18 protein-coding genes and 1 tRNA gene are annotated in these 15,442 nt (G+C 40.1%); 18 read left to right on the top strand and 1 reads right to left on the bottom strand.

Annotated features, from left to right (window positions below):
• Nucleotides 1–105: 105 nt before the first annotated feature.
• The 10 genes from WCW66_05745 to WCW66_05700 all read left to right on the top strand — a co-directional run bounded on the left by WCW66_05745 (nucleotide 106) and on the right by WCW66_05700 (nucleotide 7,297).
• A tRNA-Ser gene (locus WCW66_05745) sits at nucleotides 106–195 on the top strand.
• 142 nt (nucleotides 196–337) lie between these two features.
• Nucleotides 338–1,753, top strand: a complete 1,416-nt coding sequence (locus WCW66_05740) for a hypothetical protein (protein ID MFA6392214.1) — start codon at nucleotides 338–340, stop codon at nucleotides 1,751–1,753.
• 149 nt (nucleotides 1,754–1,902) lie between these two features.
• Entirely contained in the window at nucleotides 1,903–2,688 is a 786-nt protein-coding gene (locus WCW66_05735) for an inositol monophosphatase (protein MFA6392213.1), read from the top strand.
• Between the two features lie 80 nt (nucleotides 2,689–2,768).
• Nucleotides 2,769–2,936: a hypothetical protein gene (locus tag WCW66_05730; GenBank protein MFA6392212.1), complete on the top strand. Its 168-nt coding sequence runs from the start codon at nucleotides 2,769–2,771 to the stop codon at nucleotides 2,934–2,936.
• A 196-nt stretch (nucleotides 2,937–3,132) separates the two neighbouring features.
• Nucleotides 3,133–4,104, top strand: coding sequence for an ATP-binding cassette domain-containing protein (locus WCW66_05725; protein MFA6392211.1), 972 nt, complete (start codon nucleotides 3,133–3,135; stop codon nucleotides 4,102–4,104).
• Nucleotides 4,105–4,108: 4 nt separating this feature from the next.
• Nucleotides 4,109–4,906, top strand: coding sequence for an ABC transporter permease (locus WCW66_05720; protein ID MFA6392210.1), 798 nt, complete (start codon nucleotides 4,109–4,111; stop codon nucleotides 4,904–4,906).
• Nucleotides 4,907–5,007: 101 nt separating this feature from the next.
• A complete protein-coding gene (locus WCW66_05715; GenBank protein ID MFA6392209.1) occupies nucleotides 5,008–5,412 on the top strand; it encodes a VOC family protein in 405 nt (134 codons plus the stop codon).
• 140 nt (nucleotides 5,413–5,552) lie between these two features.
• Nucleotides 5,553–6,452, top strand: coding sequence for a VOC family protein (locus WCW66_05710; protein MFA6392208.1), 900 nt, complete (start codon nucleotides 5,553–5,555; stop codon nucleotides 6,450–6,452).
• 13 nt (nucleotides 6,453–6,465) lie between these two features.
• On the top strand, nucleotides 6,466–6,882 hold the full coding sequence (locus WCW66_05705) for an SRPBCC domain-containing protein (protein ID MFA6392207.1): 417 nt from the start codon (nucleotides 6,466–6,468) through the stop codon (nucleotides 6,880–6,882).
• A 37-nt stretch (nucleotides 6,883–6,919) separates the two neighbouring features.
• Nucleotides 6,920–7,297, top strand: a complete 378-nt coding sequence (locus WCW66_05700; protein ID MFA6392206.1) for a DUF1428 domain-containing protein — start codon at nucleotides 6,920–6,922, stop codon at nucleotides 7,295–7,297.
• A 166-nt stretch (nucleotides 7,298–7,463) separates the two neighbouring features.
• Here WCW66_05700 and WCW66_05695 read toward each other — a convergent pair whose 3' ends face one another.
• Complete coding sequence (locus WCW66_05695) at nucleotides 7,464–8,015, bottom strand: hypothetical protein (GenBank protein MFA6392205.1); 552 nt, start codon at nucleotides 8,013–8,015, stop codon at nucleotides 7,464–7,466.
• A 273-nt stretch (nucleotides 8,016–8,288) separates the two neighbouring features.
• On the opposite strand from WCW66_05695, the gene WCW66_05690 reads away from it, so the two are divergent.
• The 8 genes from WCW66_05690 to WCW66_05655 all read left to right on the top strand — a co-directional run bounded on the left by WCW66_05690 (nucleotide 8,289) and on the right by WCW66_05655 (nucleotide 15,437).
• Nucleotides 8,289–9,449, top strand: a complete 1,161-nt coding sequence (locus WCW66_05690; protein MFA6392204.1) for a hypothetical protein — start codon at nucleotides 8,289–8,291, stop codon at nucleotides 9,447–9,449.
• A gap of 103 nt (nucleotides 9,450–9,552) precedes the next feature.
• Nucleotides 9,553–10,668, top strand: coding sequence for a GNAT family N-acetyltransferase (locus WCW66_05685; GenBank protein MFA6392203.1), 1,116 nt, complete (start codon nucleotides 9,553–9,555; stop codon nucleotides 10,666–10,668).
• Nucleotides 10,669–10,806: 138 nt separating this feature from the next.
• Nucleotides 10,807–11,394, top strand: coding sequence for a hypothetical protein (locus WCW66_05680; GenBank protein ID MFA6392202.1), 588 nt, complete (start codon nucleotides 10,807–10,809; stop codon nucleotides 11,392–11,394).
• Between the two features lie 82 nt (nucleotides 11,395–11,476).
• Nucleotides 11,477–12,136 carry a hypothetical protein gene (locus WCW66_05675; GenBank protein MFA6392201.1) on the top strand — a complete coding sequence of 220 codons (660 nt, stop codon included), beginning with the start codon at nucleotides 11,477–11,479 and terminating at the stop codon, nucleotides 12,134–12,136.
• Nucleotides 12,137–12,160: 24 nt separating this feature from the next.
• Entirely contained in the window at nucleotides 12,161–13,105 is a 945-nt protein-coding gene (gene arcC / locus WCW66_05670; protein MFA6392200.1) for a carbamate kinase, read from the top strand.
• Between the two features lie 26 nt (nucleotides 13,106–13,131).
• Nucleotides 13,132–14,370 (top strand): aminoacetone oxidase family FAD-binding enzyme, encoded by a 1,239-nt coding sequence (locus WCW66_05665; GenBank protein MFA6392199.1) that lies wholly within the window; start codon nucleotides 13,132–13,134, stop codon nucleotides 14,368–14,370.
• A 29-nt stretch (nucleotides 14,371–14,399) separates the two neighbouring features.
• On the top strand, nucleotides 14,400–14,882 hold the full coding sequence (locus WCW66_05660) for a hypothetical protein (GenBank protein MFA6392198.1): 483 nt from the start codon (nucleotides 14,400–14,402) through the stop codon (nucleotides 14,880–14,882).
• An 84-nt stretch (nucleotides 14,883–14,966) separates the two neighbouring features.
• A complete protein-coding gene (locus WCW66_05655; protein ID MFA6392197.1) occupies nucleotides 14,967–15,437 on the top strand; it encodes a flavodoxin domain-containing protein in 471 nt (156 codons plus the stop codon).
• The last annotated feature ends 5 nt before the right edge of the window (nucleotides 15,438–15,442 follow it).

Here is a 15,442-nt window from a genome sequence, read left to right as displayed (position 1 = left end):
CGAGGAGTCGAGGCGGGCTGGCTGATGCGCTATCAGCGCCAGACAGCCCCGGACAATAGTGTTACTCAAAAAGAAAGTATTTTAACAAAAATTATTATTATATACGGAGGCGTGCCAGAGTGGTTGAATGGGTCAGTTTCGAAAACTGATAAGCCAGAAATGGCTTCGAGGGTTCAAATCCTTCCGCCTCCGCCAATAATTTTAAAAAAGTTTAAATCTTTATCCCGAACCCTTTAGCGGTGCGGGACCTCCCTCTCCGCCAACTAGACACGGTATCAGAGTGACCCGAGTGCCTCGAACGATAAGTTGGAAGTTTTCAACTAGTAACAAACGAAATATGTTTAATTCAAAAGATAATAGTGAAAATAGTTTTATAACGCAGATATCCGATATTCCACTTCTGGAATACAACCAAATATTTGTAAACAACCTAACGTGGATTGACCGGGGAATCGAAAAGAGTGTTGCTACGTTCGATTTGGTCGTGCGCGATCTTCCAGAAAACTGGAATTTTTACGTATTTGATGGTCTCCAGCGTTTCGTAGATATATTACTTCAGTTCAGATTCGATGATCGGGCTGTCCAATTATTGAAGCGCATGAATCTAATAGATTCTAAAAAATCGGAAGAATATTACAAGGATCTTAAGTTCTCCGGTGAGGTCTTCTCCATGAAAGACGGTACCATCTTCTTCCCAGGAGAACCAATAGTGAGAATCACAGCTCCAATTGTCGAAGCGAATATGCTGACGGCTTTTTTATTGAATGTCTTTAATTATCCAATTCGAGTACTAACCAAGAGCCTGCGAGTAAAATTCGCATCAGGACCAACAACCTTTTTTATCGGTTCTTTAGCTCGCCTGCCAGGCTTTGAACAAGGGTATTATTCCATAAAAGACGCGTATCTATTAGACAGTCCAATTGGTAATCCTTTTTTGTTCAGAAAATTTCCTGAGCTAACCCCTCCTAATACAATTACCAGCAATATAAACCACGCTTTCATAAAATCATTCCCGACCGAAAGACAGGCGTTTCGCTACTTCTTGGATGTGTTGGTAGAGAAAGCAAACTTTTTCTTTGTGATGACAGACACTTATGAGATAAAGAAAGGATTAGCTATATTTATAGAGGAAATTAAAAAGACACCGAACTTGGATAGAAAAAAAATGATGATGACCATCGATAGCGGCGATCTGAAGCAACTTGCGCATTATATGCGTAAAGAATTAGATAAAAACGGCTTGGAAGAAATACGGATTCAGGCTATGGGAGGTCTTGATGAATATAACATCGATGATATGGTAAAAAGTAAAACCCCCATCGACTGCTATGTTTCCGCGACGGCATTAAACAACACTATCGATTGTCCAGTATTAGAGCTCGTATACAAGATGGCTGAATTAAGACATGAGGATGGAATTGTTGAACAGAAAGCCAAATTGACTATAGGGAAAGAGAGTTATCCGGGGCGGAAACAAGTCTTTCGCGTATACGAAGATGGAAAGATTTCACGTGACATAATAGGGCTTGATGGAGAAAACCTTGGTAAACCGCTACTCGAAAAGATTATTGAAAATGGAAAAGTAGTTGCTAAAATCCCAACTATCGAGGACACGAAGATGCTACTGAAAAGCGAGGTGCTGACATTGCCAGAATCGTTTAAAACAATTCGCAGTAAAGGAAACCTATACAAAATTAATATTAGCGACAAGCTAAAAATTCTTCTTGATGAAGTTAAAGTAAAACATCTATGAGTATAAGTTAGATATCTTACTTTTAGTGAGATCGGTACAAATTATAATGTCTAGCTAGGCAAATATCATCACCAAGTCGTCAATACAGACAGTAGTAAAGATTGCAAAGGGTTTGGGTATTAGTGTCAATGATTTAATGAAATAGTTTTATGAAACAATATCTAGAATTTGCTAAAAAACTTGCTAGAGAAGCTGAGGAAATAGCTTTGAAGTATTTTAGCTTTGAAGTTGATAGTACTTGGAAAGAAGATAATACTCCGCTAACAAAAGCTGACATCGAAATTAATGATATGGTTATAAAAAGAATAAACGAAACTTATCCAGAACATAGTATCTATGGAGAGGAAATAAGTGATAAAAAAGAAAATTCAAAATATATTTGGGTTTGCGATCCAATCGATGGGACGATGGCTTTTTCTTGTGGCCTACCAATGTTTGTTTTCTCTATTGCTTTAGTAGACCAATCAAATGGTTTACCTATTTTAGGTTTGATAAATGACCCAGTAATGAAAAACATGTATTGGGCATACAAAGGTAGTGGAGCATATAGAAACGGTAAAGAAATATCTGTATCTAAAACTGATACATTTTTAAATACATACTCACTTACTGGTGCTTCAGGAAAAGATGTTGGCTTTTCAAACTTACCGGTCCATAAACTATTAGGTGAGAAGAAATCAAGAGTTATGAAATTTCCCTCTTTTATTTATGGTGCCATTCAAATAGCTAATGGTAAGTTTGTCGCGGGTGCATTTTATGGCAAAAATGGTCATGATGTTGCAGCATTAAAAATTATTACAGAGGAAGCTGGCGGAAAGGTAACTGATTTAGATGGAGAAGAAAGAAGATATGACGAAGACGGCCTTGGCTGTATAATTTCTAATGGACTATTACATAAAGATTTATTAGAAATTGTTCAGTCTGGTAAATTGTAATTTTAAGAAATATCAGACTTAATGGACATAGTAACTATAAGAATTTAAACTTAATTTCCCGCCAATACTTTTAAATAGATATGATTAAAATAATATCTTTCATCATCTTAATAATACTCGGGGTAGCTATCTTTATTTACGGCGGATATGATGACAGCCCCGGTGCACAGCTGATTGGCTTTATCGCAGTTGTTACTGGTGTTATATTTATAATTAAGAGAAAGAATAAATCTTCTGAATCGAAATGATTTTTCTTAAAATAAAATTTATTATTCCAAATTTAGAAAAACCCCGCTAGCTAATCAGCGGTTTTTTGTAAAATTACTAATCCTAGCGAAAAATTTCTTGAGAAGAGATATTTAATTTGTAATATTTTTTCTGGATGCTATAATCAACCATACTTACTTTTTATCCATTTGAAAAACTTAATAACCCAAATAGAAAATGTCGGGAGAAAATGCAATAATAATTTCCAAACTCAATAAATCTTTCAAAAAACTGCAGGTTTTAAAAGGAATTGATTTAACTGTGGGCAAGGGCGAAATATTAGCTTTACTTGGCCCTAACGGTGCAGGCAAGACCACTACTATCCGCATTCTTAGCACTTTACTGAAGCCAGATAGCGGTACGGTAACCATCGGTGGATATGACCTGATCAAACATCCTAACAAAGTGCGCAGTTTGATTGGTCTGACCGGTCAATACGCTGCTGTGGACGAGTTTTTGAGCGGAAAGGAAAATTTAACAATGATGGGTCAGCTTTATCATCTATCCGCGTCAGTTACAAAACAGCGCACTACGGAACTCTTGGCTCACTTCGACCTAACAGAAGCGGCAAACCGACGCGTAAAAACTTATTCCGGTGGTATGCGCCGCCGGTTGGATCTGGCATTGAGTTTGATAGCCACACCACCGATAATTTTTTTGGACGAACCGACTACCGGTCTAGATCCGCGCAGTCGAATTCTGATGTGGGAAATTATCAAAAAACTAACCACGCAGGGTGTAACCATCCTACTGACCACCCAGTATCTCGATGAAGCCGATAAGCTGGCTGACCGCATTGCTGTTCTCGATCAAGGCAAAATCATTGCTGAAGGCACTTCCTTGGAATTGAAGTCACGGGTTGGCACTGAACGGATCGAGGTTATAATTGAGAAGAACAGTGACTATCAACAAGCATTAGCAATTATGGAGACCTCCGGACTGCGGAAAAATATTGAAGAGCGCAGCATCAGTATCCCCACTGAAGGCAGTGTGGCAGAAGTAAAAAAACTTCTGGACAAATTGGCCGAGGCAAAAATAGAAATCGACACCATGTCGGTACACAAACCGACGCTCGATGACGTATTCTTATTCTTCACAGGCCACAGCGCCGAGCAGGAAACAGCAGAAGAAACAACTAATAAAAAATAAATAGATGGAAGAAACAGCAACAAAAAAGCATTCCAATATTCTACTCGCAATCAGCGATACCCGGGTTTTGATTATTCGGAGCCTGAAACACATTATCAAGAATCCCGATCAACTACTCGGCTTAACTATCCAACCGGTAATGTTTATGCTACTTTTTGGTTACGTCTTTGGCGGTGCTATTGATACCGGCGGAACAAAATACATCAACTATCTAGTACCGGGCATTCTGGTACAAATGGCCGCTTTTGGAGCCACTACCACTTCACTAAGTGTCGCTACTGACGTAAAACGTGGAATTATAGATCGTTTCAAATCACTACCAATGGCCAGCTCTGCAGTCATGACCGGTCACGTTGTTGCTGACTTGGTGCGTAATATAGTATCCTCAGTGATTTTGATTGGTGTCGCTCTATTGATGGGCTTCCGACCCGAAGCGACAATTATGCAGTGGGTGACTATTATCGGCATCACACTTTTGTTTACATTTGCCTTCTCATGGTTGTCGGCAGTCTTGGGATTGCTGGCAAAAAGTGTAGAGGCAGTACAGTGGATGACCTTCCTGATTGTTTTCCCTTTAACTTTCGCAAGTGCAGCATTTGTACCTACTGCCAGCATGCCGCATGGTCTACGCGTTTTTGCTGAGAATCAACCGATCACACACATCATCGAAGCTCTGAGGGCTTTGATGCTTGGTACGCCGGTTGGAGACCATGTGTGGATCTCGGTCGTCTGGTTTATTGGCATTATTATTGTAGCTGTACCGATCGCTTCTTACATTTTCAGAAATCGGCAAACGTCATAAAAACTATAAAAAAGAAAATATGGAGAATAAAATCTCAAAATTGATAAAAACCCCGTGAGCTAGACGGCGGTTTTTTATTAAATTACTAACCATGGAAAAATATGATCACAAATATATTTGTTAACTTACCAACTAAAGATCTGGGAAAATCCGTAGCTTTTTTTGAAAAACTCGGATTTACGATCAACCCCCAGTTCACCGACAAAAACGCCGCTTGCGTAGTTTTCGGCAAAAATATTTATGCCATGATTTTGACGGAAGAAAAATTCAAAGAGTTCACCAATAAAGAAATTACGGATAGCACCGTGTCCGCTGAAGCAATCCTTGCGCTGAGCATTGAAAGTAAAGACAAAGTGGACAAATTCATGGAAAAGGCACTGGCCGCCGGCGCAATAGAGCCGAGAAAACCGGAAGTTTACGACTTTATGTACGGACGTGGTTTTGAAGATTTGGACGGGCACCTATGGGAAATCTTCTGGATGGATCCAAATCACGTAGAAAAATAAATGGCGTAATCCAATGCGATTCACGTCAATTGGCCTAAATTAATTATTATCTATAAAAAATACTATGAAAAAATGGTTCATTTTGAATCCAAATAAGTGTAGAGTGTTACTATGAACTTAATAAACTAACATCAAAAAATATGCAAAAAATCACACCTCACTTATGGTTTGACCGAGAAGTAAAAGAGGCAGCTAAATTGTACACTTCACTATTTCCAGATTCAGAAGTTATTAAAGTATCTACTCTCCATAATACGCCGTCAGGAGACGTGGATGTTGTAAATTTCAAAATCTTAGGGTATGAATTCCAGGCAATTAGCGCTGGGCCTTTATTCAAATTTAATCCCTCAATATCCTTTATGGTTAATTTTGATCCGTCTCAGGATAAAGATGCTAAGATGAGAATCGACGCAGTATGGAACAAACTTGTGGAAGGCGGGAAGGTTTTGATGCCGCTCGACAAATATCCTTTTAGTGAACACTACGGTTGGGTGGAAGACCGGTACGGCTTATCTTGGCAGCTGATCTTGACCAATCCTGACGGAGAAAAGCGACCACCAATTATTCCATCGCTAATGTTCGTCGGTGATGTGTATGGCAAGGCGGAAGAAGCAACCAACAATTATCTTGCGGTATTCAATAATTCAAAACGGGGGGCACTGGAACGCTACGGTAAAAACAATCCACCTGACAAAGAAGATTCCATTATGTTTACCGACTTTATGTTGGAAGGCCAATGGTTTGTCGCAATGGATAGTGCGCGTGAGCATAAATTCGCGTTCAACGAGGCAATTTCTCTTATCGTAAACTGCGAGAATCAAAAAGAAATTGATTACTACTGGGAAAAACTCTCGGCCGACCCAAATGCGGAACAATGCGGATGGCTTAAAGATAAATACGGAGTTTCCTGGCAAATAGTCCCAAAAATCCTCAGCGAGATGATGAGTAAAGGGACACCGAAACAGGTTGCCCACGTCACAGAAGCTTTCCTTAAAATGAAGAAGTTCAACATCGCTCAATTGGAAGAAGCATATAAATAATTAAAACAAAAAAATGAAAAAGCCAATTACCGTACGGACAAACGTAAATACTTCGACAGCAAAAGCATGGGAATATTGGAATAAACCTGAACATATTATTCACTGGGCTTTTGCTTCTGATGATTGGGAAGCTCCGGAAGCAGAAAATGATCTACGAATAGGCGGGGCATTTAAAACTGTCATGTCAGCAAAGGATAAAAGTAACAGCTTTGATTTTTCCGGCACTTATTCAAACGTCAAAGAGTATGAATTAATTGAGTATGATATGAGCGATGGCCGTCACGTGAAAATTGAATTTCAGGAAACACCATCGGGAACGGAAATTATCCAAACCTTCGATCCAGAAAATGAAAACTCAGAAGAATTACAACGCAGCGGTTGGCAAGCGATCATAGACAACTTTAAGAAATATGTTGAAAGTAATAATTAGAAATCTAAAAGAGTAATTAACATTTAACGAAAAAATTATGAAAAAGCAATTGGGAAAATACGTTGATGGATTCGTAATCCCCATTCCAAAAAAGAACACGGCGCAATACACAAAAATGGCTCGTGAAGCAAGCAAGGTATGGAAAAAATTCGGGGCGCTTGATTATAAAGAGTGCGTCCTTGAAAATGTGAAACCGGATAAATTCCTCATCCTAACATTTCCAAAGATGGCAAAAGCTAAACCAGGCGAGACAGTGTGGTTTTCCTATATAGTTTATAAATCACGCGCTCACCGCGATGCAGTCAATAAAAAGGTGATGGCATATTTCGCAAAAAAGTATGATGAAAATTCGGAAATGCCGTTCGACATGAAGCGTTTTTCCTACGGCGGATTCAAAGTGGTTGTAGGTTCATAATTAACCATAATGTAAGCGGAACGTGGACTGACCTGTCCGCCGTACAAGTTTTGGAAGGAGGGTTAGCTCGCGTTCCGCTTTACATTACTCCGCCAAGATTAAAAAATACCTGCTAGAAAGGCAGGTATTTTTTATTTCATTGATGAGAAAATATTATATTCTAGAATTATTGACTATCAACAGTATCATTAACCTCCGTCGGATCGGTTGGTTTACCTAATTTAAAGATTTTAATAATGCCCCATGCGATAAGCAGATAAACAAAGGCAGCAACCAAGGTTGACCATTCAAAGTAAGCGGTCGTCTCGACTCCTTCCGCCGTAGAAGCACCAAAGACGTTCATAAATGGACCGGCAAATGGCGAGCTTATACCGTAGATCATTTTAGTAAATCCCGCATCGGGATTTGCTCCAAGTATCCTCATTACAAAACGAAAGGCCAAAACAATTTCTATAAATCCTAAAAGATACCAAATAACTTGATAGGCGTGAAATAATGTTTTCTTTTGCTTATATTCTTTAGCTGCGCCCGGTGCAACACCAACTGTTTGTTCCGTCTTTGTTGACTCACTCGTCGGTGTTGAAGTCGACGTAGTAACTGTTTGAGCAGCTTGAGTTGGTCCGACAGAACTACTCTTTCTTATTGTCTGTTCGGAATTGGCATCGGAGACCTTTGTTAATTCTTCCTGACTGCGTGATGAGCTTAAATTTGGATCCATATTATTTTTGGGTTAGATTGGCACCGATCGAGCAGTGCGCCCCTTTAAATTAGGGACCTAAATTAAGCGTACTCCCTAAGCTAGTATATAGCAATTAATTATGTAATTAAGCCAATTTAGCATGTTTTAAGTTCAATCCTATTTATTATTTTCTGATAAACAATGCTCCATCATTTTGACAGTATTTTTAATTTATTAAATTTGTTATAATGAGTTTCTGAGAGGAATCAGCATTATCTGCATATCTTTAATCGTTATAATAGTAAACTTTCAATGCCAAGTAAAAACAAATTTTTCCGAATAATTTTTTTTATTGCCGCCGCTCTAGTATTACGTTTTGTAATCGTAAATCAGGTTTTGGAAGCTACTGAAGCATGGTGGATACAAACGATTGCTATCATTTTAATTTTTGGAATTGGGATCGGTTACATTTTCCGCGGTACGGCAAAAGTGATTGAAGAAACTACTGAAGTTTTAAAAGACCGGACAAAATTGGCCGGCGGGTTTTTACAGGCATTCGGAACCGCTTTCCCGGATATGGTAATCGGCATAGTGGCAGCATTTATTTCCCTGCAAATTCGGGACACAAATTATGTGCGGGCGATTAATCTGGCGATCATTGCCGCCTCCACCACTTTCGGTTCTAATATTTATAATATTCTGCATGCAACCTGGTGTGTTTATCGGCAAAATTTAGCAAACCTGAAACACAAAGCAGTATTTATGTTCCCGCGGATAAAAGCCGGCGGACTTGTCAGACCACTAAATGAACATAACATCAAACCGTCAATTAAAGAAATGGACGGGGCGATTCGTGTTTTAACAGCTCTAACAATGTTGACTGCATTTGTCGCAGTAAGCATGGTTTTGTTTGGACAAGTTAAAGATGGAAACGAGACAATCCACGGCGACCTATACCAGTTAGTTTTACCGGTCGGAATCGCTCTGTTTTTATTCTGCGTCGCAGTTCTATATCGTTTTCGTAAAAGCGAGCTCCCCGACTCACCGGATAAAATAATTGTCGACGAAAAACAATACTATGACCACCAAAAAACAGCCAGAATTATTTTTGACCTGATACTTTCGGGTGTTGCTATATTATTTGCAGCAGAAAGTATGATTAAAGCGATGGAAGTTTTTTCACAGTTAACCCATATCCCCTTTGTCGTAACCGGCATTCTGGCCGGGTTGATCGGCTGTTTTGGTGAAATGCTGGTTGTCCATAATTTTTCCGTAAATCCGAAAGGCAGAATCGGTGATGCCATCGTCGGCGTAGCTATGGATAATATCGTAACAACCTTAGGCGCGGCAATTGTGGCAATTATGGGTGGTATCTTTTTGGGCGGAAATTCACTGATCTTAATTTTTATCATCATTCTGACTGCTAATACTCTACTTCTTGAGCAGATTTCCAAACTAAAGAACAGCTTGTAGGTTATTAGATAAAATCTTAAGATATAATTGATGTGGATATTACAAGGCTACTAATAGAACCGTCTGAAATTGAAGATCAAATTTGATTAATTAATGCTCCGAAATGATTACAATAAAGGAAATAAACAGCCCTGCCGAGGTAAAAGAATTCGTTAAGTTCCCCTGGCGCATTTACCGGGATGATGCTTATTGGGTTGCGCCTCTGATCCGGGACCAGATAAACTTTTTCAATCCGGAAAAAAATCCGTTCTACCAACATTCCCGCGTACAACTGATTATGGCATACGAAAACGGCCGGCCAGTCGGGAGGCTTAGTGTGCATGAGAATACACTCCATGTAAAAAGACACGAGGAGCCGGTTGGTTTTTTTGGTTTTTTTGAATGTGTGAATGATTACACAGTCGCCAAGGCGATGTTTGACTACGCTAAAAAGTGGCTGAAAGAAAAAAATTACTGCATAATGCGCGGACCCGCCAATTTTACGATCAACGGTGAGTATGCATTACTCGTTGACGGATTTGATCAATCGCCGATGATTATGATGACCTACAATCCGCCCTATTACTCAAAACTTTTGGAACAATACGGTTTTATCTCCGCTCAGGATATGTATGCCTTCAGCAAAAGCTGTATTGAACCTCTGCCCGCCAACGTCCTTTCTATGGCTTCCGAGGTTGAAAAGAATTATCCCGATCTGGTAGTCAGAAAAGCCGATTTGTCTGACCTGAAGAATGAAATTAAAATAGTTCACCAGATTTATGCCCAGGCTTGGGATAAAAACTGGGGCGCGACACCGATGAGCGAAGATGAAATATTAAAACTGGCCGATGACCTTAAACATATCCTTGATCCTGACATTGCATTTATTATGGAGTACCGCGGACAGCCAATCGGATTTTCCCTGTCCATTCCAAATGCCAATGAAGCACTAAAAAGCGCTAATGGACGACTGTTCCCGCTGGGACTGCTAAAAATCCTCTGGAAGAAAAGACAAATAAAGACTTTCCGTGTTCTGGTGATGGGTGTTTTAGAAGAACACCGTCACCTGGGTTTCGACACTGTGTTCTATAAAAAAACTTGGGAGCAGACGAAGAAAAAGGGTTACCAGTGGGCGGAAATGTCTTTGATTAACGAATCCAATATCCCTATGCGCCGTGTGCTAGAATGGCTGGGCGCAAAAATATACAAAACCTACCGGATGTATGATAGCCATTTGTAAATCAGATAAAAGAATATAAATTTCTTCCGTATAAATTGGTAAAAAAATAAAGCGGGTTGTCGGAGTAACCGATGCTCGCTTTTTTGTATGACTTCAGCAGTATTGTAATTAATGGTAAAATACAGGAACGATTCAAATATGCCATCAATAAATAAAAAAACAATCATGGACATCGTAAAACTTTCTAAAGATCTGATGTATAAACAAACACGGAAGAATAAAGCTCCCGCCTGGGTACTGACTGAAATTGCAATCAAAAAAGGTAAAGAACTTTCCAGGAAGCATCACGCGGACGAAAAACTGGTGTTAACCGCACTATATCTGGCTCACACAGTTTTCAGCCCGGAATGGCAAGGTAAAATCCAAAAAAACCACCCAAAATTAAGTGCGGAATTTGCTAAAAAATATCTGATCAAATGGGATGTTAATAAGACCGATCAAGGAATTATTCTGAACTCAATTCAGGCACATCATAATCACAATCCCGTAAAATCAAAAGTAGCTGAAGTAGTAAAAAACGCCGAATGCTTCAAGTTTGTTACCACTGAAGGCGCATTAATGTGGCTGCACGAATTGGGTACGCGTCAAATTCCCTATGAGAAAGCGGTAGACAGGGTAATGATTAAGATGAATCATAAAAAGAGCCTGCTGACTTTGGATGATTGTATTAAAGAAGCTGATAATAATTGCAAAAAAATACTGAAGATTTTCAACCGAAAGTCATAAATCCCCTTTGTTAATATTTGACGTTATGTTAATCAAATAATACAATTAATACGGGTGAACATTTATTAATGAGCGTAATTCTATGAAAAAACTGGCGCTAATATTTGGTGCAATCACAATTGCTCTTTTTTGTTTAGTGGCGGGAAATTGGTATTATGCTAAGTTAGAACATGCCGGAAAAGAAACAATTACTGAAAGTGATGCCATTGAAACAATAAAGAATCAATTTTTGGAATTAAGTGATTACCCGAGTGACACCCTACCGCCACGATCAATTAAACTTGAAAAGGCCAATAATGGCTGGCATGTGGCATTTATCCAGGAAGGTTCAGGCAGGCCTATTATTTCAGCAACCTGTTTTTTTGTAGATGATCAGCGGAACGTCACAAACAGAAAAACATATCAACCCACAATTGAAGGAGGTATGTCTGCAGATTTCTCCGTAAAAGAATGCATGCTGATTGATAATGAGGTGGCTGAAGAAAATAATAATGACTGCAAACTGGAATCATGCCACGGCATGGAATATGAATGCGGAGATAATCCGCCCGAAGCCTGTGACATGATGTATTCTATTGGAGATAAATGTCTGCAATACGCGGAATGCGGGACAGTGAATGGAATATGCCAGCAAATAGATAACCCACAGTTTACACAATGCAAAAATTGCGTGCAGAATTGCATTGACGCAAACGGTGATAACAGCGCTAACCTCTTTGAATGCGAAAGCAATTGTAAATAAAATAATAATTAATAAAAAATCTTTATGAAAAAACTTGCAGTAGTTGCATTTGGCGGAAATGCTCTTTTAAGGGGCGATCAGAAAGGCACTATTGAAGAGCAGGAAAAAAATGCGCTCGATGCGTGTGAACGTCTTTTGTTGTTGATCAATCACGGATATAACGTGGTGCTAACGCATGGCAATGGCCCGCAGGTCGGCAATATTCTCCTGGCTAATTCCGCGGGAAAGCAAATTCATGATTTGCCGGAAATGCCATTGGATATTTGCGTGGCCTATTCTCAGGGGTTTATCGGATACATCCTGGAACAACAATTGCGCAATGTTTTGCGCGCGCATGAACTGGACCGGGATATCATTACAATCATCACCCAGGTTTTAGTCGATAAAGAAGATGTAGCATTCGAAGAACCAACCAAGCCGATCGGACCTTTTTACAAAAAAGAAGAGGCGGATAAAATCGCCGCTGAAACCGGTGCCATATTCAAAGAAGATCCGCGCGGACGAGGGTTTAGAAAAGTAGTCGCCTCTCCTAAACCGCTGGTAATCGGGAACCAGCGTTCCATAGAAAAACTGGCGCGGGACGGTCAGATTGTTATCGCTGTCGGTGGTGGAGGCATACCGACCTACTACGTTTCAAAAGATAAAATGCAGGGTATTGATGCCGTGATTGATAAAGATCAGGCATCCGCTCTACTGGCGGGCAATATCAGCGCGGATAAGTTGTTTATTCTCACTGATGTACCAAAAGTGTGCATTAATTATAATACCCCTCAGGAAAAAGTCATTGACCGCATGAGTGTAAAACAGGCCAAGCAGTACCTTGAGGAAGGACAGTTTGCGGAAGGCTCCATGGCTCCCAAAATCCGGGCGGCAATCTATTTTGTTAAACATACCAGTCGCGACGCAATCATTACCTCGCCTGAAGCACTGGGTATAGATGACGGCGGTACCAGAGTCTCAATCGTCTAAATAAACACCCGATAAAATAATCCTGCATGGAAAAAAAATACGATGTTATTGTTATCGGGGGAGGCGCATCAGGAATGATGGCCGCCGGCCGCGCCGCTGAGCGCGGACGGCGGGTTTTATTGTTGGAAAAAAATAGTCAGCTGGGGATGAAGCTGGCACTGACCGGTGGCGGGCGGTGCAACATCTGTAATGCCCAAGAAAACCACAAAATTCTGCTGAAGAAGTACGGCAGTGCGGAAAGATTTCTTTACTCTCCCTTCTCGCAGTTCGGCGTAAAAGACACTTTTGATTTTTTCACGGGGCTCGGACTACCGCTCAAGGTAGAAGCCAACCAGCGAGCCTTCCCAAAAACGGAAAATGCCACTGATGTCATTCGCGCCCTGGAACGCTATATGAAAAAACACGGGGTCACTGTGCAAACAAACAGTAAGGTTGATAATTTCATTGTCGAGAATAATCAAATTGAAGGGATAAAGGTTGATGGCCGCGTAATTTCTGCTAGAACTTACATTTTGGCAACGGGCGGAAAATCCCATCCTGAAACCGGTTCCACTGGAGACGGTTTTCTTTGGCTGTCAAAACTCGGATGTAAAGTGGCCGAACCGACACCTACTATTGTTCCGCTGGCAGTACAGGATAAATGGATAAAAAAATTGGCCGGCGTGGCGCTGGATGATGCTAAAATCACATTTTTTACAGACGGAAAAAAGGCTTTTTCAATAAAAGGCCGAGTCCTTTGCACCCATTTCGGCATATCCGGACCGATAATCCTTAATTCATCGGGTAAAGTGGCAGATTTGCTGTACGATGGTAAAGTAACCGCTGGCATCGATCTGTACCCGCACATAGATCTTGGAAAACTGGATAAGCATATTACGGCAATCTTTGACGAAAATAAAAACAAAGCTCTGGTTAATGTGATTAAATCGATTGTTCCACCGGGAACCGGGCCGGTAATTCTGTCGCTGCTACCTCAAATTGATCCGGAAAAAAAAGTACACAGCATCAGCAAGTCGGAACGCAAGCAATTGGTTAATTTATTAAAATCATTACCACTCACTATTACAAGATTAATGGGACTGGAGCGCGCGGTCGTTGTTGACGGCGGTTTATCGATCCGGGAGGTTGAAGCCAGAACAATGCAGTCAAGAAAATACAACAATTTGTATGTAACCGGTGACCTGCTCCACATATCCCGGCCGTCCGGCGGATATTCCCTACAGCTCTGCTGGACAACTGCTTGGGTTGCGGGTAGTAATGCTTAATAATTAGATAATTAACTAAAGAAAAATATATGCCCAAAAAATATTTTTCACTTATAAGTATCTTGCTTGTTGCCTTTTTTGCAACTGGCTGTACGAAAAAAACCGAGCAAGTACAAAACCAAAATATAAACGTGAATGCTGTATCAGTCCTGAATGAAAACGTAAATACTGATACAGAAACAGATAAAGATAAGCTTTGTGGCTGGGTCGACGAATCAGATGTTATCATCAAGGTGAATTTCGCCGACGGCGTGGTTAAGGATGCTTCTTATGAAGTGGGTTTTTATTCCAGCCCAATCATATCAAAAATGCGCGTGGCCCGTTCAGGATGTGATTATCGCACCGGTTTCAATTATGAGGAATTAGAAAATGACGGCGCTGTACAGATGGGCGTACGCGGATATACAGACAGTGTTCGAAGACAAATTGTTGGAGAGCCGATCAGTGTTATCTTGGGCGCCGACGGAAAACCGGATATCGGATCATACATTGAAGTAACAATTATCGACTGAGTTTTGACTTCAATATTACTTTAATCTAAAAAATCTGCTTTATTACACAATACTCCTGACAAGGTGTATAATATTTGAAGCTATATGAATACTTTAATCTTATACAAATCAAAATGGGGAACCACTAAGCAATATGCTGAATGGGTTCATGAAGCATATCCGGAATCGGATATTGCAAATATTGACGATTTTGATTCAAAAAACCTGATCAATTATGATACAATCGTAATCGGTGGCAGAACCTATATGGGCAGGATTCAGATCGGAAAATTTCTTGTTAGCAATTGGAATATGCTAAAAGAAAAAGCAGTATATTTATTTTCCGTCGGTTTAGTCCACCCCGATAAAAAAGAAAGTAAACTATCTTTTGAAATGATACCGGAAGATATTAGAAACTCATTAGCCGGATACATAAAAATTCCCGGAATGGTGGACCATAAAAAATTAAATTATCTGCAAAAATCTCTGGCCAAAAAACATGATAATCAACCGGAAAATGTAAACAAGGAAGCAATCCAGCCGATAATTGATTTTCTGACAAGAGGCTCTGAATAACAAAA

This window comes from Patescibacteria group bacterium (assembly GCA_041664365.1).
Classification (GTDB): domain Bacteria; phylum Patescibacteriota; class Patescibacteriia; order UM-FILTER-42-10; family UM-FILTER-42-10; genus JAHJEX01.
This window is presented reverse-complemented; position numbering and strand designations above follow the sequence as displayed.